This is a genomic window from Promicromonospora sukumoe 327MFSha3.1 (assembly GCF_000385135.1).
Lineage (GTDB): Bacteria > Actinomycetota > Actinomycetes > Actinomycetales > Cellulomonadaceae > Promicromonospora > Promicromonospora sukumoe_B.
Map to the genome: position 1 here is coordinate 937,096 of NZ_ARQM01000011.1, position 26,054 is coordinate 963,149.

Consider the following 26,054-nt stretch of genomic DNA (forward strand, 5'->3'; position numbering starts at 1 on the left):
GAGTCTCTCGATGACGAGAAGGATCCATCCGGTGACAAGGCTGCGCGCGGTGGCCGTCACCCTGGCACTCACGGTGGGCGCGGCGCTCGGTGCGGGCGCTCCCGCGTCGGCGCTGCCGGCGGCCCCGGGGCACGGGCGGCTGGTGGTGTACGTCTCGGCGTCCGACGGCGACGACGCGAACCCGGGCACCCGGGGCGCCCCGTTCAAGACGATCGCCGCGGCCCGCGACGCGCTCGCGGGCCGTACCTCCGCCCAGCACCGGGGCACGGTCTGGGTGCGGGGCGGCGAGTACGTGCTCGACGACACGGTCGCCCTGTCGGGCCCCGAGAACTCGTGGGTCACGTACGCCGCCTTCCGCGACGAGCAGGTGACCATCACGGGCACGCACGAGCTGCCCGCCGGCGGGTGGCAGCGGCTGACCGACCTGGGCGCCGACGAGCTCGCCCAGCCGCAGTACGCGGCGAACAGCCGGCTGGACAGCCCGGAGCTGCGCGACGGCGTCTGGGTCTACGACCTGGGTGCGCAGGGCATCGACCCGGGCACGCTGTACAAGAACGGCTTCAACTGGGTGCAGCAGCCGTTCGCCCCGGAGCTGGTGGTCGACGGCGCCACCCAGACGCTCGCCGAGTACCCGAACGGGAACGCCTGCGAGACCAAGGACACCGCGTGCCACCTGTGGGGCACCGGAGCCAAGTGGGGCGCCGCCGGGCCGCAGGACCTGATGAACGTGGACCTGCTCGGCCGGTTCGGGCCCCAGGGCGCCTGGGAGCGCAGCGGGACCACGCCGCGCGGCCAGTTCGAGGACAAGAAGCAGACGCTGGCCGACCCGGACGAGCGCGGCTCGTGGACGCCCGAGCAGATGCGCACCATGACGCCGTCGATCTTCACGGTGGGCGGGCGCGCGGCCGAGGGCGACCGCTACCAGCGCTGGGCGCCGCAGGCCGAGCCCGTCGTGGACGACCTGGGCGGGCGCGGCCTCGCGGAGTACTCCGACGTGCCGGTGCAGCTCGATCCGCGGTGGATCGAGGACATCGACAGCACGCGGTACGAGACCGAGGCCTGGCTGTCCGGCTACCTCGGCAACAACTACGCCAACGACATGGTGCGGCTGCTGTCGTGGGACGAGGACCGGCTCTACGCCAAGTACCCCTCGATGTACATCCCGCAGGACGAGTGGACCAAGGTCAAGGTCGTCAACGTGCTGTCCGAGATGGACGCGGCCGGCGAGTACTACATCGATCGGTACGACGGCCACGACGTGCTCTACTACCTGCCCGAGGGCGGCTCGGTCGAGGGCAAGGACATCTCGCTGATGGCCTTCGACAAGAACTTCTTCCACCTGGAGGGCACCACCGGCGTCACCCTGCGGGGGCTCGGCATGACCGGCTCGCTCGTCAGCGGCGTGCAGCTCCTCGACGCCGTCGACACCCTGATCGACGACGTCGAGATCTCGAACGTGAGCATGGACGCCGTCCGGATCGGGCGGCCCGCCGACACCATCACGGCGATGCCCGACTACCAGACCTTCCAGGGCGGGCACGGCAACGTGGTGCGGAACTCGTACCTGCACGACCTGGGCGGGGGCGGCGTGCTGCTCGGCGGCGGCGACCGCGCCACGCTGGAGCGCGGCGACAACGTGGCGCGGTACAACGAGATCGCGCGGTTCTCGAAGCTCGCGACGTACACGCCCGCCGGGTACCTGTACGGCGTCGGCAACACGTTCGAGCACAACTACGTGCACGACGCCCCGCACATGGCGGTCCAGATCATGGGCAACGACATGAGGGTGAACCACAACCACTTCTACGACCTGGTGAAGAACGCGGGCGACCAGGGCGTGGTCTACACGGGCCGCGACTACACGTTCCTCGGCAACGAGGTGGCCTACAACCACTTCGAGAAGATCGGCGGCTCGAACGACGCGTTCTACATGGACGACGGCGCCTCGGGCATGCGGTTCCACCACAACGTGGTGCAGGGCGCGCACTCCGGCGTGTTCTTCCAGTCGGGGCACAGCAACACGGCCAACGACAACGTCTTCGTCGACGTCGACCGTACCGGCCACGACATGATGTACCACCAGAAGGGCGAGAAGTCCCTGCCGGTGTCGAACGCCTGGGTGGTGCACAGCCGGTTCAACACGTTCCTCGACGTGCGGCCGGGCGAGAAGTACAGCGCGACGCCGCAGACCGTGGCGACCTGGCACGACCACTACACGAGCGGGGAGCACACCTACTCCGACGGCACCCCGATCGTGTACCCGGAGATCGCCGACTGGTACGTGCCCCGGGTCACCGCGACCGGGCTGGCCTGCACGACCGCGGACTACGCGACCGACGCCACCAACGGGTGCAGCCGGGCCACGGTGTGGAACAGCGCCGACTCGCTGTACGCGCCGTCGCGCATCGAGATCGACCACTCGGTGGTGATCGGCGGCGGGGACTACGCGGCCGGCTCGGCCACGTTCTCGGCCCCGGCCGAGACCTACGGCCTGGCGCGGTGGAGCGACAAGGTGGGCACGAACGTCGTCCGCCCGGCGTCCCTGGCCGAGGCGGGCCTGGACGAGGAGACGCTCCAGTTCTCGACGACCGGGACGGTCGCGGAAGCGTTCGGCCAGGCGTGGGTCGAGGAGTGGAACCGCCTCCAGGCCGCCCCCTGACCCGGTGGGTGCCGGATGTTCGCCCTGCTCGCTCGCGGGACGGGGCGGACGTCCGGCGCTCGGGTCACTCCGCCGGGCGGCGGCGGGCCCAGCTGCCCGTGATGTGGTCGCGCATCGCGGCCGACGCCGCCTCCGCGTCGCCCGCGAGCAGCGCCGCCAGGATGTGGGTGTGCTGCTCGTGCGTCAGCTCGAGGTCCTCGCGCGTGGGGTGCCCGCTGTACTGCGGTGTGTGCAGGGCCTTGCCCTGGATGTTCGAGACGATCGCCCGGCCGAACGCGTCCTGCGAGGCGCGGTGGATCAGCTCGTGGAACTCGACGTCGGCCGCCGCGTAGGCGGTCGGGTCGTCCATCAGCCCGGCGAGCTCCTCGGCCTTGGCCGTCAGCGCCGCGCGCTGCGGCGCGTCCAGCAGGCCGGCCGCGCGCTCCGCCATGGCGCACTCCAGCGTGGCGCGGACCTGGACGAGGTTGTCGAGGTAGACCAGCCGGTCCTCGCGCTGGAACAGCGCGTCCAGCACCAGGGGGTCCAGGAGGCTCCACTGGTCCTGGTCCAGCACCACGGTGCCCCAGCCCTGGCGCGTCGCGACGAGCCCCTTCTCGGCCAGGGTGGTCGTGGCCTCACGGATCACCGTGCGGCTCACCTCGTACTGCTCGCACAGCACGCCGGCCGGCGGCAGTGCCGACCCGGGCGCGTAGTCGCCGACGACGATGGCCGTGACCAGGCTCTTGACGACAGCCGCGGCGAGCGGGGGACGGTGCCGCTGCGGGCGGGGTACTGCGGCACCGGCCGCGGGCGTCGAGTTCATCAGACCGAGGGTAGTCGAGTGTTGTACTATCGTCACTCGTATCATAAGTTATGAATGACATGCTGGCGGAGCGTCGCGAGCGTGCTGTCTCGACGACGATGTGGAGCACGATGCGAATCACCGGGTACCGGAGCCTGACGACGATTCACCGCTGGGGTCGTCCCGTGGGCGATGTGAACGGCGTGGTGGCCGGTGGCGTGACCGAGGTGCCGATCGTCCTGGTCGAGACCGACGGCGGGCTGACCGGCGTCGGCCTCGGGGCCCACGGCGACATCGCGCGGGTGTTCCCCGCCCTGGACGGGCAGGACCCGCGGGCCGTGACCGCGCTGTACGACCGGATGCTCGCGTTCGTGTTCAAGTCCGGGCACAACGGCGCCACGTTCGGCACCATCGGCGCGCTCGACATGGCCCTGTGGGACCTCAAGGCCAAGATGGCCGACGAGCCGCTGTGGCAGACCCTCGGCGCCGACGACCGGTTCGTGCGCGGGTACGCCTCGGGCCTGGAGTACGGGCTCGGCGACGACGAGCTGGTCGGCCTCTACGAGCAGTGGGCCGAGCGCGGCTACACGGGCGCCAAGGTCAAGGGCGGCCTCGACGTGAACCGCGACGCCAAGCGGCTGGCCGCGGTACGCGACGTGCTGCGCGTCAACAGCGACCAGCCCGCCATGATGTACGACGTGAACGAGTCCTGGGGCCGGCACCAGGCGGTCCGGCTCGCGCGCCAGGTCGAGGAACAGGTGGACCTGACCTGGATCGAGGAGCCCGTGCGGCGCTGGGACGTGCCGGGGCACCGTGCGGTCGTGGCGGGCGTGCAGGCCGCCGTCGCCACCGGCGAGAACCTCACCGGCCTGGAGCAGTACCGGCAGCTCCTCGACCAGGACGCCGTGACCGTGGTGCAGGCCGGCAGCGTCTGGGGCATCACCCACTTCCTGCGGGTGTCCGTGCTGGCCCTGGGCAAGGACCTGCCCGTGAGCCCGGTGGCGTACGACGCCAACCCGGTGGCGCACGCGGCCGCTGCCGTGCCGAACCACCTCGTCACCGAGGTCCAGGACCTCGAGGCGCCGGTGGGGCTGATCGTGGACCAGGAGTTCACCGACGGCGGGATACTTCTCGGCAGGTCGCCGGGGCTGGGCATCGAGGTCGACGAGGCGCTCATCGCCGCGCAGCGGGAGTCGGGGGCGTGGTCCGCCCCCGCCGGGCCGCACGTGCGCCCCGCCGACGCCGGCCTGCGGCTCGCCCCGCGCCGTCCCTGACCATTCCTGCCCCCGGTCCAGCCAAGGAGGATGACCACCCCATGACCCAGCGCCCCCGCGCGGTCCTCGCCTTCGGGCCGCCGTCCCTCGTGGGCCAGATCTTCACGCCGGACGCCCTCGCCCGGATCACCGCCGTGCTCGACGTCGACGTCGAGCAGGTGGTCACCGAGACCGGGTCCGAGGCCGCGCGCCGGCTGCTCGCCGACGCCGAGGTGCTGCTCGCGGGCTGGGGCGCGCCCCGGATCGGCGTCGAGGACGCCCCGAACCTGCGCGCCGTCGTCTACGCCGGGGGCGTCGCGAGCACCTGCCTCGACGACCCCGCGGCGCACGCCGCCCGGGGCCTGGTCGCCGCGAACGCGCGCGCCGTCAACGCCGTGCCCGTGGCCGAGTACACGCTCGCGGCGATCCTGCTGGCCAACAAGCGCGCCTGGGCCGCCGAGCGGTCCTACCGCGCGACCCGGCGGCTGCCCGACCGCGCCGACGAGCGGGCCGACCTCGGCAACTACCGCCGCACCGTCGGCATCGTGGGCGCCTCCCAGGTCGGGCGCCGCGTGATCGAGCTGCTGCGCCCGTTCGACCTCGACGTCCTGGTGTACAGCCCGGAGCTGGACGAGACCAGCGCGGCCGCGCTGGGCGCCCGGTACGGCACCCTGGACGAGGTCGCGGCGCGGAGCGACGTGCTGTCGCTGCACCAGCCGGTGCTCCCGGAGACGGTCGGCCAGATCGATGCCCGCGTCCTGGCCCTGCTGCCTGACGGCGCGACGCTGGTCAACACCGCGCGCGGCGCCGTCGTCGACGAGGCCGCGCTGCTGGCCGAGCTGCGCACCGGCCGGATCGACGCGGTGCTCGACGTGACCGAGCCCGAGCCCCCGGCCGCCGACAGCGAGCTCTGGGACCTGCCGAACGTGGTGCTCACGCCGCACATCGCCGGGTCGGCGGGCGGCGAGCTGCACCGCATGGGCGACCACCTCGCGGCCGAGGCCGAGCGGTACGCCGCCGGGCTGCCGTTCGCCCACCCGGAGATCCTGCCGACGGGAGCACCACATGCGTGAGCACACCCTGCGCACCGGCACGCGGCTGACCGAGCTCGGCTTCGGCGCCGCGCAGCTCGGCAACCTCTACCGCGAGACCACCGACCAGGAGGCGCGCGACGCCGTCGACGCCGCCTGGGCCGCCGGCGTCCGCTACTTCGACACCGCCCCGCACTACGGCCTCGGCCTGTCCGAGCGGCGGCTGGGCGCCGCGCTCGCGGGCCGCCCGCGCGACGAGTACGTCGTCTCGACCAAGGTGGGGCGGGCCCTCGTGCCCACGCCGGAGCGTGCGCACCTCACGGACGACGGCGGGTTCGCCGTCCCGGCCGCGTACCGGCGGGAGTGGGACTTCTCGCGCGACGGCGTGCTGCGCTCGCTCGAGGGCAGCCTGGACCGCCTCGGGCTGGACCGGGTCGACGTCGTCTACCTGCACGATCCCGACGACCACTGGGAGCAGGCGTCCACGGGCGGCGTCCAGGCCCTCGTGGAGCTGCGCGACCAGGGCGTGGTCTCCGCGGTCGGCGCGGGCATGAACCAGTCGGCGATGCTCGCGCGGTTCGTCCGCGAGACCGACGTCGACGTCGTCATGTGCGCCGGGCGGTTCACCCTCGTGGACCACACGGCCGTGGCCGACCTGCTGCCCGCCGCCGTCGGGCGCGGGGTGTCCGTGGTCGCGGCCGCCGTCTACAACTCGGGGCTGCTGGCGAACCCGCGCCCGCGGCCCGGCGCGCGGTTCGACTACGCGGAGGCGCCCGGCGACCTCGTCGCCCGGGTGCACCGCATCGCGGACGTCGCCGAACGGTACGGCGTCACGGTCCCCGACCTGGCGGCCCGGTTCGCGCTGCGGCACTCCGCCGTGGCGTCGGTGGTCCTGGGCATGCGTACCGCCGAGCACGTGACGACGTCCGCCGAGCGGATCGCCCGCGACGTGCCGGCCGGGCTCTGGGACGAGCTCGACCGCCTCGGCCTGGTGCCGCACCTCTCATCACCCACAGGACGGAGCACGTCATGACCACCCATCACGCCGCGGGGCCCGCGACGGCACCGAAGGTGACCGCGCTCGCCCGCTGGATGCGCACCTGGGTGGGCGCGGAGGGCCAGATCAGGGGCTTCCACAACCACAGCGTGTGGGGCACCAACCCGGCCACGTTCATCGACTTCACCAGCGGGCACCAGGCGTTCTCGGCACCCGCGACGGCGGCGTTCGCCGAGGCGCTGGCCAGGCACCCCGACGAGCGCGGGCTCGACCTGTGGCGCCGGATGATGCTCTTCCAGGCCCGCACCGTCCAGGACGACGGGCAGTTCAAGCACATCGGCTTCCAGGTGGGGGAGTCGGCCACCGCCGGACTCATCCACAACATGGCGGGCTGCATCGGGCTGCTGGAGGGCCTGCGGCACGCCGGGCACCTGCTGGAGCCCGCCGAGGTCGCGGAGGTGCTGCGCGCCGTGGCGGCCAACCTGGAGGCGTGCCGCGTCTACGGCGGCGGCCGGCCCACGCCCGAGGGCACCGTGAACCAGGAGTACGCCCGGGTCTGGGCCAAGCTCCGGTACACGGAGCTGTCCGGCGACGACCGCTACGCGGACGAGCTCGAGGAGGACCTCGACACCCTGGTGCGGCTCAGCGCCGCGCCCGGCGTGCCCGACGAGGAGAGCTCCGGCGCGTACCGGCAGCCCACCGACCGGGCGGGCGGCGGCATCCTGGAGCCGGCCGAGTACTACGGGCTGATGATGGTGCCGCTCGTGCTCGGGTCGCGGCGGTTCGGCCGCCGCGACCTGCTCGACGAGGCGGTCCGCCTCGGCCTGCACGTGGCGCGGTCGGCGTGGGTGGACGAGCGCGGCTGCACCCGCTACCACCGCTACTGGTACGTCCGCGGGGACACGGTGCTGCGCACCACCACGCCCATGCTGATCGCGGGCATGGGGCTGAGCCTCTACGGGATCGACGAGATCCTCGCCGAGGTGAGCAACCCCGAGCTCGGCCGGTTCGTCGACGCGTGCCTGGCCACCTACGCGCACTACCAGACGCCGGCCGGCTACTTCGCGTCGGCCACGGGCTGGCACAACGAGGCCGACGTCGCGCCGAGCACGGCGTGGCACGCCCACGACCTGATGTTCCTGGTGCGGCACGTGAGCACGCACGACTCGTTCTGGGCCGAGGTGTTCGCCGATCCCGACCGGCGGTCCGTGCTGCTCTCCGACCGGGCCTACTGGGTCGAGGACGGCGCCCACTGGGCGATCCTGAGCCCCGAGACCGCGGGCGACCTCAGCATCTTCGGGCGCAAGGACCGGGACACCTTCGGGCGCTCGTTCTTCGCCTGGACCGACAAGGAGCCGCTCCCGCAGGAGCTGGAGCTGGCCGAGGCGCCGCACTTCTTCGTGGCGGACGACGGCATCTACCGGCTCGACGACTCGACCCGGGAGACCGACGTGTCGGTGCTCGGCGAGCTGCCGTACCGGGGCCACGTGCGCGGCGCGTGAACCCGTCACGTGCACCCTTGCACGTGACTTTGCACATGTAGTATGTATTACAACTAGCCAAGCCCGAGACCGGGTACGGCTCGGACCCCCAAGGTAGGGAGACAAAGATGTCAACTACGTTCCTGCGCCGCGCGCGCGGTGCCGTGGTGCTCGGCATGACCCCGGTCCTCGCGCTCGCGGCCTGCGGCTCGGAGGGCGGCAGCGGCGACGCGGCCGGCGACGGCTCGATCCGCATGCTCGTGAACATCACGGACAACCTCACGCAGGCCAAGTGGGAGGAGCTCGTCAAGCCGTTCGAGGACGAGAGTGGGATCGACGTCAAGATCGAGGGCCCCAGCGGCCAGTCGGTCGCCGAGTCCTTCCCCTCGCTGCTCGCGGCGGGCACCGCCCCCGACGTCATCGAGTCGATCGTGCCCGGTCCCGACACGGCCCCCGAGGTGCTCGACCTGACCGAGTACGACTGGGCCTCCGGCACCCCGATGGCCGACCTGTACTCGACGGACGGCACGATCAACGTGGTCGGCGTCGGCATGCAGGCGCAGTCGCTCATGTACTACAACGCGGACCTCTTCGCGGAGGCCGGCATCACCGAGCCGCCGACCACCTGGGACGAGCTCGACGACGCCCTCGCCGCCCTGGCCGCGAAGGACGTGGCCACCCCCATCGCCTTCGCCTCGGACTGGGCCACCGGCGTCCAGGTCCAGGAGATCTGGCACCCGCAGCAGAACGTCACCACGCCGGGCTGGCAGCAGAGCGTGGCGGACGGCTCGTCCACCCTCGGCGACCAGTTCCAGCCGGTGTTCGAGCACGTCACCGACTGGATCGACGCGGGATACACGACCGCCGACGACGTCGCGACCGACAGCGGCACGCAGGAGGCCAACTTCATCGCGGGCGACGTGGGCATCTACCCGATGGGCTCCTGGTTCAGCACCACGCTCGCGGCCTCCCCGCCCGACTTCGAGGTGGGCGTGTTCGCCCCGCCGGTCGACGACGCCGCTGACGCGCCCGGACCCATGGGCGCCACCCTGGCCTTCCCGTACATGGTGTGGAAGGGCACGGCCAACCCGGACGGCGCCACCGCGCTGGTCGAGTACCTGACCACGGACGAGGCCGCCATCGCCGCCCAGGCCGAGATGGACAGCTTCAGCCGCGAGGGCCTGGAGCCCAGCAGCAACGAGTACGCGGGCATGGTGCAGGAGCTGTCCGACGCCGCGCCGTCGTACGTCGTGCCGGGCAACCAGACCGTCGGTGACTACGCGCTGCCGGTGGCCGGGTTCAACCCCAAGTTCACCGAGCTCGTCCAGGGCCTGTGGCAGGGCCGTTCCCCGGCCGACGTCGCCGGCGACCTGACCGCCTGGTACGAGGCGGAGAAGCTCGGCTGACATGGCTCGCACCACGACCACCCGGCGAGGGCTCCTCAGCGGTCTCGCGAACGGGCTGATGACCCTCCCGGCCGCCGTCGTCTACACCGGGCTGACGGTGGTGCCGGTCGGGTACGCCGTCTACTACTCCTTCACGCAGTACAACGGCATCCCGAGCCAGGCGCCCACCTGGGTGGGCTGGGAGAACTACGCGCGGATCATCGCCGACCCCATCGGCGACCTGCGCCCGGCGGCGTGGGTGACGCTCGTGATCGCCGTGGTCGGCGCCTTCCTCGTGAACGGCGCCGCCCTCGGTATCGCGATGCTGCTGCGCCGCACGACGGCGTTCAACACCTTCGCGCGCGCCGTGATGTTCTACCCGCACGTGCTGTCCGCCCTGATCGTGGGGTTCCTCTGGCAGGCGATCCTGGGCCCGCAGGGCGCCGTGAACAACCTGCTGGAGAACGCCGGGCAGTCCACGCTGCCGTTCCTGGCGGACCCGGACTGGGCGCTGGTGACCCTCGTCGGCGTGATCGTGTGGGCGCAGTTCGGCGTCCAGCTCGTGCTGTACCTGGCGGGCCTGCAGGCCGTCTCCCCGGAGCTCCAGGAGGCCGCGCGGCTCGACGGCGCGAACGGCCCCCAGGTGTTCCGGCACGTCACCTGGCCGGCGCTCGCGCCGACCGTGACGGTCACGATCGTCACGTCGATCCTGTCGCTGCTCAAGGTCTACGACGTGGTGCTGGGCCTGACCAACGGCGGGCCCGGCGACGCCACGCAGACCTGGGCGTACGAGATCCTCGCGGTCTCGTTCGCCAACAACAAGGTGGGCCTCGCGTGCGCGCAGGCCGTCCTGCTGGTCGTCGTGGCCGGAATCCTGTCTTTCACGATCATCGCGCTCCGCAGGCGGGCCGAAGAAGGAGCGGAGGCCGTCGGATGACGCGCACCACACCGATCCGCACGGCGTTCCGCGTCGGCCTCGTCGCCGTGCTCTCGATCGCCATGCTCGTGCCGATGTACATCATGGTGGTCAACGCCTTCAAGCCGCAGCAGGAGATCCTGCTGTCCCCGCTCGGGTTCGACCTGGCCACCCTGACCACCGACCACATCGCGGCCGCGTGGCAGAACACGAGCTTCCCGGTGGTCGAGGGCTATGCCGTCACGCTGTTCCTGGTGCTGGCCTGCAACGTGGTGGCGATCGGGGCGTCCGTCCCGGCCGCGTACACGATCGCCCGCACGCCCACGCCGCTGTTCCGGTTCCTGCTGTTCTTCTTCGTCGCGGGCATGTTCGTGCCGGCGCAGATCATCCTGGTCCCGGCCATCTTCGTGCTCAAGGCCCTCGGGCTGATGGGCACGCTGCCGGGCCTGGTGCTGTTCATGTCGTCCACGATGATCCCGTTCACGCTGTTCATCTTCAGCGGGTACATCCGGATGCTGCCCCGCTCGCTCGACGAGGCCGCCTCGATCGACGGCGCGGGCCGCCAGCGCATCCTGTGGACCATCGTGTTCCCGCTCATGCGGCCCATCGTGGCCACCGCGTTCATCCTCAACGCGCTGAGCGCCTGGAACGACTTCGTGAGCCCGCAGCTCATCCTCGGGCCCGGCTCGCAGTTCCGGACCATCACCACCGGTGTGTACGCCGCGGTGTCCACCTACACGACCAACTACGAGATCGTCTTCCCCACCCTGCTGCTCGCCGTGGTGCCCATCCTGCTGATCTTCGTGCTCATGCAGCGGCACATCATGGGCGGCCTCTCGGCCGGCGCCGTCAAGGGCTGAGCGTCCCGCCCCCGCACACCCGAGCACCCGCGCACCACCCGTACCAAGGAGACCCGAATGACCGTCGACTTCACCGACTCCAAGCAGGTCGCCCAGGCGATCCAGTACACGAACGTCAACCCGGACCTCACCCGGGCCGACCTCGTCAAGCACGTCGAGACCTGCGCCGAGTACGGCTTCGACGCCGCGATGATCGCGCCCTACTGGGTCTCGCTCGCCAAGGACGTGCTGGCCGGCACGGGCGTGCGCGTGGCCTCCACGCTCAACTTCCCGATGGCCAACGACACCCTGAAGATGCGCCTGGCCGCCCTGCGCTCCCTGGTCGCCGAGGGCGTCGACGAGTTCGACTTCCCGCCGCACCCCGGGCTGCTGATCGGCGGCGACGAGGACCTGTACGCCCAGGACATCACGGAGATCGTGGCCGTGGCCCACGCCGAGGGCGTCAAGGTCAAGGCGATGCTGGAGTTCGGCTTCCTGGAGACCGACGAGCTCAAGGTGAAGGCCACCCGGATCGCGTACGAGGCGGGCGTGGACTGGGTCAAGCAGTCGTCGGGCTGGGGCAAGGGCGGCCTGGTGGCCACCGAGCACGACGTGCGCCTGCTCGCCGAGAACATCGAGCCGCCGTGCCGGGTCAAGGTGTCCGGCAAGGTCAACACGCTGGAGAAGATGCGGTCGCTGTTCGAGGCCGGCGCCGAGCTGGTCGGCACCAGCTCGGGCCCGGCGATCGTCGACGGCCTCGTGGGGGACCCGGATGCCTACTGAGGCCCGCGTCGCCGTCGTCGGCAGCTACGCCAAGGCGCTGGTGATGACGGCGGACCGCATCCCGGCGCCCGGCGAGACCCTGATGGGCCGCGACTTCCGCGGGACGTTCGGCGGCAAGGGCTCCGACATGGCGGTCCAGGCCGCCCGGCTGGGCGCCGCGGTGTCCTACCTCGGCGTCGTCGGCGACGACGTCTACGGGGTCGAGTTCCGCGAGCTCCTCGCGCAGGAGGGCGTCGACCCGGTCGGGCTGCGCGTCGCGCCGGGGGAGTCGACCGGCGTCGGCTTCATCGTCAAGGACACGGCGGGCCGCAACGTCATCGTCGTCGACCCGGGGGCGAACGACAGCTTCTCCCCGGCCGACGTCGACGCGGCCGCCGGGGCGCTGGGCGGCGCCCACGTCGCGCTCGCCCAGCTCGAGATCCCGCCGGCCACCGCCCTGCACGCGCTCGCCGTGGCGCGCGCGGCCGGGGTCACCACGATCCTGAACCCCGCACCCGCGGTCGACCTGCGCGGGACCGACCTGACCTGCGTGGACGTGCTGACGCCGAACGAGCACGAGGCCAAGGCGACCCTCGGTCTCGCGCCCGACGACGCCACGCCGCCCGCCGAGCTGGGCCGGCGCCTGCTGGCCCTCGGCCCGCGCGCCGTGGTGGTCACGCTCGGTGAGGCCGGCGCGCTGGTCGTCACCGCCGACGGCACCGTCGAGGTGCCGCCGGTGCGCGTCGACGTCGTCGACTCGAACGGCGCGGGCGACAGCTTCAACGCAGCCCTGGCCGTGGCCCTCGGCGAGGGCCGCGACCTGCCCGCCGCCGCGGGCTTCGCCGGTACGGTCGCCGCACTGTGCTGCGAGCACTGGGAGACCGTCCCGTCCTACCGGGACCGGGCCACGGTCGAGGCATTCCTGACCACTACCGAGACGACCACGGAGGCGCGACGATGAGAGCTGGACGGATCCTGCACCCGGAGCTGGCCCGGGGCCTGGCCACGCTGGGGCACACCGACGTGGTGCTGGTCACCGACGCGGGCTTCCCCATCCCCGCCGGGGCCAACCGGGTCGACCTCGCGCTGACCCGCGGGCAGCTCGACGTGCAGTCGGTGCTGCGGGCGCTGCTGGACTCGACGTTCTTCGAGGAGGCGCACTTCGCCACCGAGCTCAAGACGCACCACCCACGCCTGTACGGCGAGGTGCAGGACATCTTCACCGGCTCCGGGGCCACGTTCCACGGCACCACGCACGAGGCGCTCATCGAGCAGTGGGCCCCGCGCGCCAAGGTCGTGGTGCGCTCGGGCTCGTTCGAGCCCTGGGCCAACTTCGCGCTCGTCGCCTCGACGGCCCCGTTCGAGTGGTTCGACGACGACGAGGTGACGATCCTGCCCGCGTACGTCGAGCGGCGCCGCCTCATCTCCGAGGCCGTCCGCCCCGACCTGGGCTGAGCCATGACGCAGAGGATCGACGCGCACCACCACCTGTGGGTGCGCTCGCGGACGCCGCAGGACTGGATCGACCCGGTGGGCATGGCGGCCATCGACGCCGACTTCACGCCGGACGACCTGGCCGCGGCGCTGGCCGGCCAGGGCGTGACGGGCACCGTCGTGGTCCAGTCGGTGCAGGTCGAGGCCGAGACCGTCGACCTGCTGGCCCTCGCGGCCCGCACCCCGGTGGTGCAGGGCGTCGTGGGCTGGGTGGACCTGACGGCCCCCGACGTCGCCGGAGCCCTGGCCCGGCTGCGGTCCGGGCCGGGCGGCGCGCACCTGGTGGGCGTCCGGTCGATGGTCCAGGCGGAGCACGACCCCGCCTACCTGGACGGCGCCGACCTGCGCCGGGGCATGCGGGCGGTGGCCGCCGCCGGTCTGGCGCTCGACCTGGTGACCCGGCACGACCAGCTCCCCGCCGTCGCGCGGCTGGTCCGCGAGCTGCCCGAGGTGCCGTTCGTGCTGGACCACCTGGGCAAGCCGCCGCTCGCCGGCGACGACCCCACCACCGGCGGCGACCTCGCCGGCTGGGCCGCGGCGATCGACGCCGTCGCGGCCTCGCCGAACGTGACGGCCAAGCTGTCCGGCCTGGTTACCGAGGCGTCCTGGACCGGGTGGTCCGCGGAGGGCCTGCGGCCCGCCGTCGAGCACGCGCTCGCCGCCTTCGGTCCGGACCGGCTCATGTTCGGCTCCGACTGGCCGGTCAGCCTGCTGGCCGCCCGCTACGACACGTGGGTCGAGTCGCTGTCCGGCCTCCTGGCCGGCCTGGCGCCGGCCGAGCAGGAGGCGATCTGGCACGGCACGGCGCGGCGCGCGTACGGCCTGCCCGCCTCCGCCACCGAAGAACCCCGGCAAGAAGAGGAGCAAGGATGAAGTTCGCCCGGATCGGAACCCCCGGCCAGGAGCGTCCCGTGGTGCACGACGGCGACGGCTGGCGGGACCTGAGCCCGCTCACGGCGGACCTCGACGGCGCCTTCCTCGCCGCCGACGGCGTGGCGCGCACCCGCGCTGCCCTGGCGGCCGGGACGCTGGCCGAGGTCGACGTGGACGGCGTGCGGTTCGGCGCCCCCGTGGCCCGGCCGTCCGCCGTCGTCTGCGTGGGCATGAACTACGCGGCGCACGCCGCGGAGTCCGGCTCCGCCCCGCCGGAGCGCCCGGTGATCTTCCTCAAGACGCCGAACACCGTGGCCGGGCCGGACGACGCCGTCACCATCCCGCGGGGCAGCCGCAAGACGGACTGGGAGGTGGAGCTCGCGGTGGTGATCGGCCGCCGCGCGAGCTACCTCGACTCGCCCGAGCAGGCGCGCGACGTGATCGCCGGGTACACCGTGGCCAACGACCTGTCCGAGCGCGCGTGGCAGATCGAGGAGTCCGGCGGCCAGTGGTCCAAGGGCAAGAACGCCCCCGGCTTCACGCCGCTCGGCCCGTGGCTGGTCACGCCCGACGAGGTGGACGGCGCCGGCACCGGGCTGCGGCTGCGCTCCTTCGTCAACGGCGAGCCGCGCCAGGACTCGTCCACGGCCGACCTGATCTTCGGCGTCGACGTGCTGGTGCACACCCTCAGCCAGTACCTGGCCCTGGAGCCCGGCGACGTGCTGCTGACCGGCACGCCCGAGGGCGTCGCGCTGTCGGGCCGGTTCCCGTACCTGAGCCCGGGCGACGTCGTGTCGCTCGAGATCGAGGGCCTGGGCCGCCAGCGCCAGGAGTACGTCGCGTGGGAGCCGGAGGTGCGCGCATGACCGCCTTCGACGGCCTCGTCGCCGTGGTCACGGGCGGGTCCTCCGGCATCGGCGCCGCGATCGTGCGCCGGCTGCGCGCGGGCGGGGCCCGGGTCGCGGTGTTCGACGTCGACCCCGAAGCGGCCGACGCCGACCTCGCCCTGCCGGTCGACGTGACCGACGCCGCCTCCGTCGAGGCCGCGACGGCCGCCGTCGAGAAGGAGTTCGGCCGGCTCGACGTGCTGGTCAACAACGCGGGCATCGGCGCGCAGGGCACCGTGGCCGACAACCCCGACGAGGAGTGGCTGCGGGTGCTCGACCTGAACGTGGTGGGCATCGCGCGCACCACCCGGGCCGCGCTGCCGCTGCTGCGGCGCTCGCCGTCCGCCGCGATCGTCAACACGTGCTCGATCGCCGCGACGGCCGGGCTGCCCCAGCGCGCGCTGTACAGCGCCAGCAAGGGCGCCGTGCTGGCGCTGACCCAGGCCATGGCCGCGGACCACGTGCGCGAGGGCATCCGGGTCAACGCCGTGAACCCCGGCACCGTGGACACCCCCTGGGTGGGGCGCCTCCTGGCGCGCGCCGACGACCCCGCGGCCGAGCGCGCGGCCCTGGAGGCGCGGCAGCCGCACGGCCGCCTCGTCTCCGCGGACGAGGTCGCCGAGGCGGTCGCGTACCTGGCGAGCCCGCAGGCGGCGTCGACCACGGGCACGACGATCGCGGTGGACGGCGGGATGCACTCGCTGCGGGTCCGGCCCGCGTGACGTCTCGCGTGACGTCTCGGCGGCCGGTCCCCGGCGCTGCGCCGGGGACCACGCGGGTTAGCGTGGCCGGATGAGCACCATCACCACTGACGTGGTCGTCGTCGGGCTGGGCGGGTTCGGGAGCGCCGCGCTCTGGCGGCTCGCCGAGCGCGGCGTCTCCGTGGCCGGGATCGACCGCTTCGACATCGGGCACAACCTCGGGTCCTCGCACGGCGCGACGCGGCTGTTCCGGGTCGCCTGCATGGAGCACCCCGGTCTCGCCGCGGTGGCCCGCAAGTCGCTGGACCTGTGGACCGGGCTGGGGGAGCGGTACGGCGAGAGCTACGTGGAGCAGACCGGCTGCCTGAGCGTCGGGAGCCCGGCGTCGCTGCCGGTCCGGGGCACGACGGCGGCGGCCGAGGCGGCCGGCGTCGAGGTGCACCACCTGGCGCACGACGAGCTGGTGCGCCGGTTCCCGCAGTACGCCGGCCTGGACGAGCGGACGGTCGGCGTGTTCGACCCCGAGGGCGGGTTGTGCTTCCCCGAGCGGAACGTCCGAGCCCAGGTCCGGGCCGCGGCCGAGGCGGGCGCCCAGGTGTACCCGGGCACGCGCGTGACGTCGGTGGAGCTCGTGGACGGCGGCGTGCGCGTGACCACGCCGACCGTCGTCTTCGAGGCCGCGCAGGCGGTCGTCACGGCCGGGGCCTGGAACGCCAAGCTGCTGCCCGACCTGCCGCTGCGGCCCCGCCGCACCCCGCTGTACTGGTTCGCGCCCAAGGAAGGCGCCACGCAGCCGTTCGACCTGGCGGCCTTCCCGTCGTTCATCTACGAGCTCGCCGACGGGCGCGGCCTGTGGGGCCACGGGAGCGGTGACGGCTTCCACATCAAGATCGGGCTCAGCGACCACGGGCACGACGACACCGACCCCGACGAGCTGGACCGGTACATCCACCCGCGGCGCGACGTCGACCGCCTGGCCGAGACGGTCGCTGCGGCGTTCCCGCAGGTGGACCCGGTCCCGGTCAAGGCGATCCCGTGCATGATCACCAACTCGCCGGACGAGCTGTTCCTCGTGGGCCGCCCCGGCGGCGACCCGCGCCTGGTCATGGCCGGCGGGGACAGCGGGCACGGGTTCAAGCACGTCGCGGGCGTGGGCGAGCTGCTGGCGCAGATCGCCGTCGGCGAGCAGACCTACGGCGACGTGAGCTTCATGGACCCGGACCGGTTCGCGTGAAGAATGGCACCGAGCACCCCCTGACATGCGGAAAGATGCGCGCATGAGGTTCGAGTATTTTGCGGCCCCCGACGACGAGACGGCGGCCCTGACGATCGACGGCGGAGAGATCGACGGAGCCGTGGGATCCCACGTGGTCGACCCCGCCTCCGTGCTGGGCCAGCTGGAGCGGCTGCTCGGCGGCCCCCGGGGTGACGACGGCCTGCGCAGCGCCCAGCTCGTGGCCGAGAGCCCGGACGGCGCCCGGCTGCTGATCCGGCTTTCCAACCACCTGGTCACCTTGTTCGGCATGGTGCGACCCACCACGCTGGATGACGTCGTCAAGCACTGGTCCCTCTCGCGGCGCTTCCGCCGGGCTGAGCCCGAGGACCTGCACGCCTTCGCCACCGGCCTGCACGAGCTGTGCAAGGGCAGCGGCAAGCGCGTGTACTGCCGCGCGACCGCGGACGAGAGCGAGCTGGCCGCGGCGATGGCCCCGGCCGGGTCGGCCCCTGCGGGAGAAGCCGGGGCGGACGGGGCGGACCCGGCCGAGCCCAAGCCCCTGCCCCGGCGGCGCTGATAGGGGTTTTTACCTACTGACAGGTTAGTAAGTGGCTCGGTAGGGTGAGGCGCCGCCGCGACGACGCGGCGCCAGACCCTGCCGGAGGCTGCCATGTCACGTGTTCGGAAGGTGGTCGGCGCACTGAGCGCCGTCCTGCTCGCCGGTCTGCTGGGGGTGGTCGCGTCACCCGGCGCGACCGCCGCCTCCACCGGAACGATCGTCGGCTCGGCCAGCGGCCGGTGCCTCGACGTGACCGAGGGATCGACCGCCAACGGCAACCGGCCCCAGATCTGGGACTGCACGTCGAACAACGCCAACCAGACCTGGACCTTCGCGGACGACGGCTCCGTGCGCGGGCTCGGCAAGTGCCTCGACGTCGCCGACGGCTCGACGGCGAACGGCGCCGTCGTCCACCTCTGGGACTGCTACTCCTCGCTCGCGAGCCAGAAGTGGTCCTTGACCGCGGCCGGCGACCTGGTCAACCAGGCCGCGAACAAGTGCCTGGACGTCACGGGCGGCGCGACGGCGAACGGGACCAAGGTGCAGCTCTGGACCTGCACCGGAGCCGCCAACCAGAAGTGGACGCACAACGGAGGGTCCGGGCCCGGTCCCGACCCGGACGCCGTGCTCCCGGACCCGGCCAACCCCGACCTCGGCCCGAACGTGGCGGTCTTCGACACCTCCATGTCCGACGCCGCGGTCCAGGCCAAGCTGAACAGCGTCTTCGACGCCCAGGAGACCAACCAGTTCGGCCCGCAGCGCCACGCCATGCTGTTCTACCCGGGCTCCTACGACGTCGACGCCAACGTCGGCTTCTTCACCCAGGTCGCGGGCCTGGGCCTGGTGCCCGACGACGTGAACATCAACGGCCACGTGCACGTCGAGGCCGACTGGTGGCCGGACGGCTCGCAGAACGCCACGCAGAACTTCTGGCGCTCCGCCGAGGGGCTGTCCGTCACGCCCGGCGACGGCAACGACCGGTGGTCCGTGTCCCAGGCCGCGCCCTACCGGCGCATGCACCTGCGCGGCGGTCTCGCCCTGTCCGACGGCGGCTGGTCGTCCGGCGGGTTCATCGCCGACTCGAAGATCGACGGCCAGATCAACTCCGGCACCCAGCAGCAGTTCCTGACCCGCAACTCCGCGATGGGCAGCTGGACCGGGTCCAACTGGAACCAGGTGTTCGTGGGCAGCACGGGGGCGCCGTCGAACAGCTTCCCGAACCCGCCCTACACGACCATCGCCGCGACCCCGAAGGTCGCGGAGAAGCCGTACCTCTACGTCGACGACAACGGCTCCTACCGGGTGTTCGTCCCGGCCGTGCGGTCCGGCTCGGTCGGCACCACCTGGGCCAACGGCGACCCGGCCGGGCGGTCGCTGCCGATCGCCGACTTCCAGGTGGTGCGGCCCGGCGACTCCGCGGCCAGCATGAACGCGGCCCTCGCCGCCGGCAAGAACCTGCTGGTCACCCCCGGCACCTACCCGATCAACCAGACGCTCCAGGTCAACCGCGCCGACACCGTGGTGCTGGGGCTGGGCCTGGCGACCTTCGTGCCGCAGGGCGGCATCGACGCCATGCGGGTGGCCGACGTCGACGGCGTGCGCCTGGCCGGCATCATGTTCGACGCCGGGACCGGCGGCTCGAACGTGCTGCTGCAGGTGGGCCCGGCCGGCTCGTCCGCGGACCACGCGGCCAACCCGACGGTGCTGTCCGACGTGTTCATCCGGGTCGGCGGCTCGGTCGCCGGCAAGGCCGTGGTGAGCATGGAGGTCAACAGCGACGACGTGATCGGCGACCACGCCTGGATCTGGCGCGCCGACCACGGCAACGGTGGCACGGTGGGCTGGAACATCAACACCGGTCGCAACGGCCTGATCGTCAACGGCGACGACGTGACGATGTACGGCCTGTTCGTCGAGCACTACCAGCAGTACCAGACCATCTGGAACGGCGAGCGCGGGCGCACGTACTTCTACCAGAACGAGATGCCGTACGACCCGCCGAACCAGGCCGCGTACATGAACGGCTCCACCGAGGGCTGGGCCGCGTACAAGGTGGGCGACGCCGTGACCGACCACCAGGCCTGGGGGCTCGGCAGCTACGCGTTCTTCAACGTGAACCCGGCGGTGGCGAACGCGCGGGCCTTCGAGGTGCCGGTCCGGTCGGGCGTGCGGTTCCACAACATGGTGACCGTGTCGCTGGGCGGGGTGGGCACCATCCGGCGGGTCATCAACAACACGGGGGAGACGGTGAACTCCGGTCGGCAGGTGACGTACCTGACGACGGGGCCGTGACCCGGACCGGTGCGGGGCCGGGGACCGGGTCCCGCTGACGGCTTCCCCTTTGAGGCCTAAGTTTCTTCGCTTTGAGCCCGCTCAAAGCGAAGAAACTTAGGCCTCAAACGCGTCTGCGGACGGGGCTTCGAGGGCGGCGCGGCCGCGAGGGGCAAGTTTTGGACTTGTGGGTCCAATTTATGAGGTTCACAGTGGACCGCACAGTCCAGTCAAGGAGAGAAGCCCACATGTCCAGCAGCACCGGCACCGCCACCGGCACCACCACCGGAACGGAGCGGGAGGCGCGCAACGGCGCCCTCGTGCGTGATTTCGTCGCCGCCTTCGAGAAGCAGGACGCCGCCCTGCTCGGGTCCTGGTTCGCGGACGACATCGTCTTCGAGAACTACGGCGACCCCGTCGTCCGCGGCCGCGCCGACCTCGTCGCGATGTGGGCGGGGGTGTTCCGCAGCTTCGCCGACGTCCGGTTCGAGACGCTGCACCAGGCGGTCGACGGCGACGTCGTCATCGCCGAGCAGGTGCACGGCCTGGCCCTGGCGGGCGGGCCGCTCGCGCCGATCAAGAACCTCGCGGTCTACGAGATCCGCGACGGGAAGATCGCCGCCTGGCGCGACTACACCAACCCGCTGGAGGCCAAGCGCCTCCTGGGCCTCTGACCGGCGTGCGGAAGGGAAGACCCATGAGAGACCTGGAGACCCTGAACGCGATCGAGGACATCCGCCGCGTCGAGGCGCGCTACGCCCGGTACGCCGACCAGAAGCGCTGGCGGGACCTTGCCGGCCTGTTCGCCGACGACGGCTGGTTCCGCTCCCTCGACGTGGACGGCGACGAGATCGTGCACATGGTGGGTCCCGCCGAGATCGCGGAGCAGCTCGGCGCCCACAACTCCGGCGACGTGCAGCCCCTGCACCAGCTGTTCACGCACGAGATCGACGTCGAGTCCGCCGACACCGCGTCCGCGGTCTGGGCGATGTCCGACCTGATCTTCCGGGGCGACAGCGCGATCCCCACGCCCGCCCCGGGCGACGCCCTGCCGCCGTTCCGCACCATGCGCGGCTGGGGCCACTACCACGTCACCTACCGCAGGGTCGACGGCGAGTGGCGCATCGCCACCCGCACCCAGACCCGCACCCGGCTGGAGTTCGCATGACGAGCTCGCCGGCACCCGACCCCCGAAGGAGCAGCACCGTGTCTGACGCCCAGAAGACCGACACCGTGAAGACCGACCTCGAGCAGCACCGGTTCACCGTCTCGATCCCCCAGGAGACGATCGACGACCTCAAGGACCGCCTGCGCAACACCCGCTGGCCCGCCGACATCGACGAGAACGACGGCTACTACGGCACCAGCCAGGCCTACATGAAGGAGCTCGTCGCCTACTGGCTCGACGAGTTCGACTGGCGCAAGGCCGAGCGCGCGCTGAACGAGGCGAACCAGTACCGCGTCACGGTCGACGGCACGCCGATCCACTTCGTGAAGCAGGACGGCGTGGGGCCGGCCCCGATCCCGCTGGTCATGAGCCACGGCTGGCCCTGGAGCTACCGCGAGTGGTCCAAGGTGATCGGGCCGCTCACCGACCCCGCGGCGCACGGCGGCGACCCGGCCGACGCGTTCGACGTCATCGTGCCCTCGCTGGCGGGCTTCGGGTTCTCGACCCCGGCGGGTCGCCCGGACATGAACTTCTGGAAGATGGCGGAGCTCTGGCACAAGCTGATGACCGAGCACCTCGGCCACGAGAAGTACGCCGCCGCCGGGGCCGACTACGGTGCCCTGGTCACGAGCCAGCTCGGCCACGAGTACGCGAAGGACCTGTACGGCATCTGGCTGGGCCACGCCATCCACCTGGACCTCTTCCAGGGTGAGCGGCCGTGGGACCTGACCGGCGGCGCGACGGTGCCGCCCGGCGCGTCCGACGAGATCAGGGACGGCATCCTCACCTTCCAGGACCGGTACGCGTCGCACGTCGCGGTGCACATCCTCGACAACCAGAACCTCGCCTACGGGCTCGCGGACTCACCGGTGGGGATGCTGTCCTGGATCCTGCGCCGGTGGACCAAGTGGAGCGAGTCGAACGGCGACGTCGAGAGCGTCTTCCCGCGGGAGCACCTGATCACGAACGCGACGATCTGGTGGGTCACGAACTCGATCACCAGCTCGATCCGGTCCTACGTCAACGCGAACCGGTACCCGTGGACGCCGTCGCACGACCGCACCCCGATCATCGAGGCGCCCACCGGGCTCACCTTCCTCGGCAACGAGAACCCGCCCGGGGTGAGCACCGAGCAGCGGGTCCAGGCGTTCCTCGACGACCCCGCCGAGAAGCCCTGGTACAACCCGACCTACCTCAAGGCGCACGAGCACGGCGGGCACTTCACGCCGTGGGAGAACCCCGAGGCGGTCGTCGAGGACATCCGCGCGACGTTCCGCCCGCTCCGGTGAGCACGGACGCCACGGTCCGCCGCCCGGCGGGGCTGGACCGTGGCGTCCAGTCGTCCCTGATCCCACTAGCCTGAGGACATGACCATGCGGACGACGGCGCGGGGCGCCGCCACGAGGCAGCGGCTGGTGTCGGGGGCGGCGCTGCTGATGCGCGAGCAGGGCGCGGCGGAGACCAACCTCGACCAGGTGCTGCGGGCGACGTCGACGAGCAAGAGCCAGCTCTTCCACTACTTCCCGGACGGCCGCGCCGGGCTGCTGGTCGCGGTGACCAGCTACGAGGCGGAACAGGTCATCGACGCGCAGCGCCCCTACCTCGACGACCTGTCGACGGCGGCGAGCTGGAGCGAGTGGCGTGGCGCCGTCCTGCGGCACTACGTCGAGCTCGGCGAGCGGTGTCCCATGGGGTCGCTGACCTCCGAGCTGGGCATGTCCTCCCCGGAGGCCCGCAACATCGTCAACGACCTCTACGACCGCTGGGAGGGGGCGCTGATGGCCGGCGTGCAGGCCATGATCGTGAACGGGGCCGTACGGCCCGACCTGCCGGTGCGCGACACGGCCCGGAGCATCCTCACCGCCGTCCAGGGCGGGGTCGTGCTGCTGCGCGCCACCGGGCGCCTCTCCTACCTGGAGACCACGCTGGACACGACGCTCGAGCCGCTGCTCGGCGCCCCGGCGGACGCCGCGTGAGCGCGCCGCGTCCCGCTCCGGACGGCCGGAGGGTCCTCGTCGTGGGCGCAGGCGTCGCCGGCCTCGCCGTCGCGCGGGCCCTGCGCGGGTCGGGCGCGGAGGTCGAGGTGGTGGAGCGGGCCGCCGCCCCGGCCGTGGGCGGAGCGGGCATCTTCCTACCGGCCAACGCCGTCCGCGGGCTGCGCCTGCTGGGCCTCGAGGACGCCGTCCTGGGCTCGGCCGTGCCGATCGCCCGCCAGGAGGTGGCGGACCACCGCGGCCGGCTGCTCTACCAGGTGGGCACGGACAGCGTGTGGCAGGGCATCGCGCCGACCGTCGCCACCCACCGCGCGGCGCTCCACGCCGCCCTGCTCGACGGCGCCGGGCACATCGGGATCCGCTGGGGCACCGGCCCGGCGTCGATCGTGCCGGACGGGCCGGAGGCCGACGTCACCCTCGACGACGGCACCTCGGGCCGCTACGACCTGGTCGTCGGTGCCGACGGCGCGCACTCGACGGTGCGCCGCCTCGTGTTCGGGGACGCCGGGCTGCGGCCCTCGGGGCTGCACGCGTGGCGGTTCCTCGCCCCGCGCGGGGACACCGAGGCCGTGTGGTCGTGCCGGCTCGGCCGCGGGGTCACGTTCCTGACCTTCCCGATCGGCCCGGACCTGGTCTACCACTACCTGGACGCGAGCGCGGACGACGCCGGCGCGGGCCTGGACGGGCTCGTCGCCCGGTTCGGCGCGCCCGTCGCGGAGCTGGTCGCCGCGGCCACCGTGGCGCACAGCGGGCCGATCGAGGAGGTGTCGCTCGCGCCGTGGAGCAGGGGGCCGGTGCTGCTGGTCGGCGACGCGGCGCACGCCACGACGCCGAGCATGGCGCAGGGCGCGGCGATGGCCTTCGAGGACGCCCTGGTGCTCGCCGACGTCCTGGGCCGCACGGCCTCGGTCCCCGACGCCCTGCGGGAGTACGAGGAGCGCCGGCGGCCGCGCGTCGAGCGGGTCCAGGAGCAGACCCGCCGCCGCGACCGGACGCGCGGCCTGCACCCGGCCGCGCGCAACGGGCTGCTGCGCGTGGCGGGCGAGCGGCTGTTCCGCGCGAACTACCGGGGCCTGCATCCGGCCCCCTGACCCGCGGGCCTAGCGCTGTGCCGCCGGGCGGACGACGATCTCGTTCACGTCGACGTCCGCGGGCTGGGCCATGGCGAACGAGATCGCCCGGGCGATCGTGTCCGCCGGGATGAGGTTGCGGCGGAACGACCGCATGTACGTCTGCGCGTCCGGGTCGGAGATGTGCTCGGCGAGCTCGCTCTCGACCGTCCCGGGCGTGATCGTGGTGGCGCGGATGCTCGGGTCGGACTCCATGCGCAGCCCCTCGGTGATCGCCCAGGCCGCGAACTTCGTGGCCGAGTACACCGCCGAGGTCGGGTACACCTCGTGCGCCCCGATCGACGCGACGGTCACCACGTGCCCGCCGCCCTGCCGCCGGAAGTGCGGGAGCACCGCGGCGATGCCGTGCAGCAGCCCGCGCACGTTGACGTCGATCATGCGGTCCCACTCGTCCAGCAGGAGCGCGTCGAGCCGGGACAGCGGCATGACGCCGGCGTTGTTCACGATGACGTCGATGCGGCCGTGCTCGCGCACCACGGCGTCGACGGCGGTGCGCACGGCGTCGGCGTCGGTCACGTCCAGGGGCAGGGCGCTCGCTCGTCCGCCGTCGGCCCGGATGCGCTCGGTGACCGCCGTCAGGCGGTCCGTGCGGCGGGCGCCGAGCACCACGACGTGGCCCTCCGCGGCGAGCCGGACGGCGGTGGCCTCGCCGATACCGCTGCTCGCGCCGGTCACCAGGACGATCTTGGGGGTGTCTGTGTGTGTCATGGCCCCAGGTTCGTCCGCCGCCCGGCGGCCAGGAAGGCCGCCGTCCACCTGGGTGCGGCACACCCTGGATAGGGGACCGCGTGCGTCGTACGGTCGGGGCATGACCTCCTCCCCGCTCGGTGACTACCTGCGCGGCCGGCGCGACCGGCTCGCACCCGAGGCGCTCGGGCTGCCGGTCCACGGCCGGCGCCGCGTTGCCGGGCTGCGCCGCGAGGAGGTGGCCATGCTGACCGGGGTGAGCGTGGACTACTACGTGCGCCTGGAGCAGGGGCGCGAGACGAGCCCGTCGCCGCAGGTGCTCGACTCCCTGGGCGAGGTGCTCCGCCTCGACGACGACGGCCGGCAGCACCTCTACCGCCTCGCCGGCCTGAGCCCCCGGCCGGTGCCGCCCGCGCCGGTCGAGGAGGCGGACGACGCCCTCCTGGAGGTCATGCTCTCGTGGACCGGCAGCCCCGCGCTCGTGTTCGGGCGCGCCTTCGACGTGCTGGCGGCCAACCCGCTCGCCGAGGCGCTCTTCGGCGGTTTCCCGTTCTCGCGGAACCTGACCCGGGCGACCTTCCTGGACCCCCGCGCGCGGACCTTCTACCCGGACTGGCACCTCGTCGCGGAGAACACCGTGGCCGGGCTCCGGCTCGCCGACGGGCTCACGCCGGGGGACCCGCGGATCCGGGCGGTCGTCGACGAGCTGCGGGTCAAGAGCCCCGACTTCGCGGAGCTGTGGGACCGCAACGACGCGCGCGGCAAGCGGCTGGACAGGAAGCGGTTCGCGCACCCCGAGGTGGGCCACCTGGAGCTGCGGGTGCACGTCTTCGACGTGCGCGGCGCGGCGGGCCAGGAGCTGGTCGTCTACCACGCGACGGCCGGGTCGCCGTCGGCGGAGGGGCTGGCGCTGCTCGGCACCCTGGCCGCGACCCGGGCGATCGGCTGACGCCGTCGGCGTCTTCTATCC

The 26,054-nt window shown here is 72.6% G+C and carries 25 protein-coding genes; 23 read left to right on the forward strand and 2 right to left on the reverse strand.

Going from position 1 to position 26,054, the window contains the following annotated elements; all coding sequences use genetic code 11:
* Nucleotides 1–31 precede the first annotated feature (31 nt).
* Nucleotides 32–2,659 carry a right-handed parallel beta-helix repeat-containing protein gene (locus H291_RS0117885; RefSeq protein WP_157237137.1) on the forward strand — a complete coding sequence of 876 codons (2,628 nt, stop codon included), beginning with the start codon at nt 32–34 and terminating at the stop codon, nt 2,657–2,659.
* Nucleotides 2,660–2,723: 64 nt separating this feature from the next.
* On the opposite strand, the gene H291_RS0117890 is transcribed toward H291_RS0117885, so the two are convergent.
* Nucleotides 2,724–3,461, reverse strand: coding sequence for a FadR/GntR family transcriptional regulator (locus H291_RS0117890; protein ID WP_020016381.1), 738 nt, complete (start codon nt 3,459–3,461; stop codon nt 2,724–2,726).
* A 164-nt stretch (nt 3,462–3,625) separates the two neighbouring features.
* Here H291_RS0117890 and H291_RS0117895 point away from each other — a divergent pair, with 164 nt between their 5' ends.
* The 21 genes from H291_RS0117895 (at nt 3,626) to H291_RS0117995 (ending at nt 24,358) form a co-directional block, all read left to right on the forward strand.
* Nucleotides 3,626–4,714 (forward strand): enolase C-terminal domain-like protein, encoded by a 1,089-nt coding sequence (locus H291_RS0117895; protein ID WP_232216093.1) that lies wholly within the window; start codon nt 3,626–3,628, stop codon nt 4,712–4,714.
* A 41-nt stretch (nt 4,715–4,755) separates the two neighbouring features.
* Entirely contained in the window at nt 4,756–5,766 is a 1,011-nt protein-coding gene (locus H291_RS0117900) for a hydroxyacid dehydrogenase (protein ID WP_020016383.1), read from the forward strand.
* On the forward strand, nt 5,759–6,757 hold the full coding sequence (locus H291_RS0117905) for an aldo/keto reductase (protein ID WP_020016384.1): 999 nt from the start codon (nt 5,759–5,761) through the stop codon (nt 6,755–6,757). Before H291_RS0117900 ends, H291_RS0117905 begins: the two co-directional genes overlap by 8 nt.
* Nucleotides 6,754–8,223, forward strand: coding sequence for a hypothetical protein (locus tag H291_RS0117910; protein WP_020016385.1), 1,470 nt, complete (start codon nt 6,754–6,756; stop codon nt 8,221–8,223). Before H291_RS0117905 ends, H291_RS0117910 begins: the two co-directional genes overlap by 4 nt.
* A gap of 107 nt (nt 8,224–8,330) precedes the next feature.
* Complete coding sequence (locus H291_RS30670) at nt 8,331–9,608, forward strand: ABC transporter substrate-binding protein (protein ID WP_051109516.1); 1,278 nt, start codon at nt 8,331–8,333, stop codon at nt 9,606–9,608.
* Between the two features lies 1 nt (nt 9,609).
* Nucleotides 9,610–10,524 carry a carbohydrate ABC transporter permease gene (locus tag H291_RS0117920; protein WP_020016387.1) on the forward strand — a complete coding sequence of 305 codons (915 nt, stop codon included), beginning with the start codon at nt 9,610–9,612 and terminating at the stop codon, nt 10,522–10,524.
* A complete protein-coding gene (locus H291_RS0117925; RefSeq protein ID WP_020016388.1) occupies nt 10,521–11,363 on the forward strand; it encodes a carbohydrate ABC transporter permease in 843 nt (280 codons plus the stop codon). Before H291_RS0117920 ends, H291_RS0117925 begins: the two co-directional genes overlap by 4 nt.
* A 57-nt stretch (nt 11,364–11,420) precedes the next feature.
* On the forward strand, nt 11,421–12,125 hold the full coding sequence (gene deoC / locus H291_RS0117930; protein WP_020016389.1) for a deoxyribose-phosphate aldolase: 705 nt from the start codon (nt 11,421–11,423) through the stop codon (nt 12,123–12,125).
* Nucleotides 12,115–13,065 (forward strand): ribokinase, encoded by a 951-nt coding sequence (locus H291_RS0117935; RefSeq protein WP_020016390.1) that lies wholly within the window; start codon nt 12,115–12,117, stop codon nt 13,063–13,065. The genes deoC and H291_RS0117935 overlap by 11 nt, the downstream gene beginning before the upstream one ends.
* Nucleotides 13,062–13,559, forward strand: coding sequence for an RbsD/FucU domain-containing protein (locus tag H291_RS0117940; protein ID WP_020016391.1), 498 nt, complete (start codon nt 13,062–13,064; stop codon nt 13,557–13,559). Before H291_RS0117935 ends, H291_RS0117940 begins: the two co-directional genes overlap by 4 nt.
* Before the next feature lie 3 nt (nt 13,560–13,562).
* The gene (locus H291_RS0117945; RefSeq protein WP_020016392.1) at nt 13,563–14,471 is read left to right on the forward strand and encodes an amidohydrolase family protein; all 909 of its coding nucleotides are present in this window, start codon (nt 13,563–13,565) and stop codon (nt 14,469–14,471) included.
* On the forward strand, nt 14,468–15,337 hold the full coding sequence (locus H291_RS0117950; RefSeq protein WP_020016393.1) for a fumarylacetoacetate hydrolase family protein: 870 nt from the start codon (nt 14,468–14,470) through the stop codon (nt 15,335–15,337). The genes H291_RS0117945 and H291_RS0117950 overlap by 4 nt, the downstream gene beginning before the upstream one ends.
* Nucleotides 15,334–16,080 (forward strand): SDR family NAD(P)-dependent oxidoreductase, encoded by a 747-nt coding sequence (locus H291_RS0117955; RefSeq protein ID WP_020016394.1) that lies wholly within the window; start codon nt 15,334–15,336, stop codon nt 16,078–16,080. The genes H291_RS0117950 and H291_RS0117955 overlap by 4 nt, the downstream gene beginning before the upstream one ends.
* A gap of 70 nt (nt 16,081–16,150) precedes the next feature.
* Nucleotides 16,151–17,293, forward strand: a complete 1,143-nt coding sequence (gene solA, locus H291_RS0117960) for an N-methyl-L-tryptophan oxidase (protein ID WP_020016395.1) — start codon at nt 16,151–16,153, stop codon at nt 17,291–17,293.
* 43 nt (nt 17,294–17,336) lie between these two features.
* Nucleotides 17,337–17,852 (forward strand): hypothetical protein, encoded by a 516-nt coding sequence (locus H291_RS0117965; protein ID WP_020016396.1) that lies wholly within the window; start codon nt 17,337–17,339, stop codon nt 17,850–17,852.
* Nucleotides 17,853–17,945: 93 nt separating this feature from the next.
* Nucleotides 17,946–20,126, forward strand: coding sequence for an RICIN domain-containing protein (locus H291_RS0117970; RefSeq protein ID WP_033327000.1), 2,181 nt, complete (start codon nt 17,946–17,948; stop codon nt 20,124–20,126).
* A gap of 227 nt (nt 20,127–20,353) precedes the next feature.
* Nucleotides 20,354–20,779 carry a nuclear transport factor 2 family protein gene (locus H291_RS0117975; RefSeq protein WP_020016398.1) on the forward strand — a complete coding sequence of 142 codons (426 nt, stop codon included), beginning with the start codon at nt 20,354–20,356 and terminating at the stop codon, nt 20,777–20,779.
* A 23-nt stretch (nt 20,780–20,802) separates the two neighbouring features.
* On the forward strand, nt 20,803–21,273 hold the full coding sequence (locus H291_RS0117980; protein ID WP_020016399.1) for a nuclear transport factor 2 family protein: 471 nt from the start codon (nt 20,803–20,805) through the stop codon (nt 21,271–21,273).
* A 38-nt stretch (nt 21,274–21,311) separates the two neighbouring features.
* Nucleotides 21,312–22,562 (forward strand): epoxide hydrolase family protein, encoded by a 1,251-nt coding sequence (locus tag H291_RS0117985; protein ID WP_020016400.1) that lies wholly within the window; start codon nt 21,312–21,314, stop codon nt 22,560–22,562.
* Nucleotides 22,563–22,640: 78 nt separating this feature from the next.
* Nucleotides 22,641–23,249, forward strand: coding sequence for a TetR/AcrR family transcriptional regulator (locus H291_RS0117990; protein WP_020016401.1), 609 nt, complete (start codon nt 22,641–22,643; stop codon nt 23,247–23,249).
* A 41-nt stretch (nt 23,250–23,290) separates the two neighbouring features.
* A complete protein-coding gene (locus tag H291_RS0117995; RefSeq protein ID WP_020016402.1) occupies nt 23,291–24,358 on the forward strand; it encodes an FAD-dependent monooxygenase in 1,068 nt (355 codons plus the stop codon).
* Nucleotides 24,359–24,367: 9 nt separating this feature from the next.
* Here the strand turns inward: H291_RS0117995 and H291_RS0118000 are convergent, their stop codons facing one another.
* Nucleotides 24,368–25,105, reverse strand: coding sequence for an SDR family oxidoreductase (locus H291_RS0118000; RefSeq protein WP_020016403.1), 738 nt, complete (start codon nt 25,103–25,105; stop codon nt 24,368–24,370).
* 100 nt (nt 25,106–25,205) lie between these two features.
* Between H291_RS0118000 and H291_RS0118005 the strand changes: the two genes are divergently transcribed.
* On the forward strand, nt 25,206–26,033 hold the full coding sequence (locus tag H291_RS0118005; RefSeq protein WP_020016404.1) for a helix-turn-helix transcriptional regulator: 828 nt from the start codon (nt 25,206–25,208) through the stop codon (nt 26,031–26,033).
* Nucleotides 26,034–26,054 lie beyond the last annotated feature (21 nt).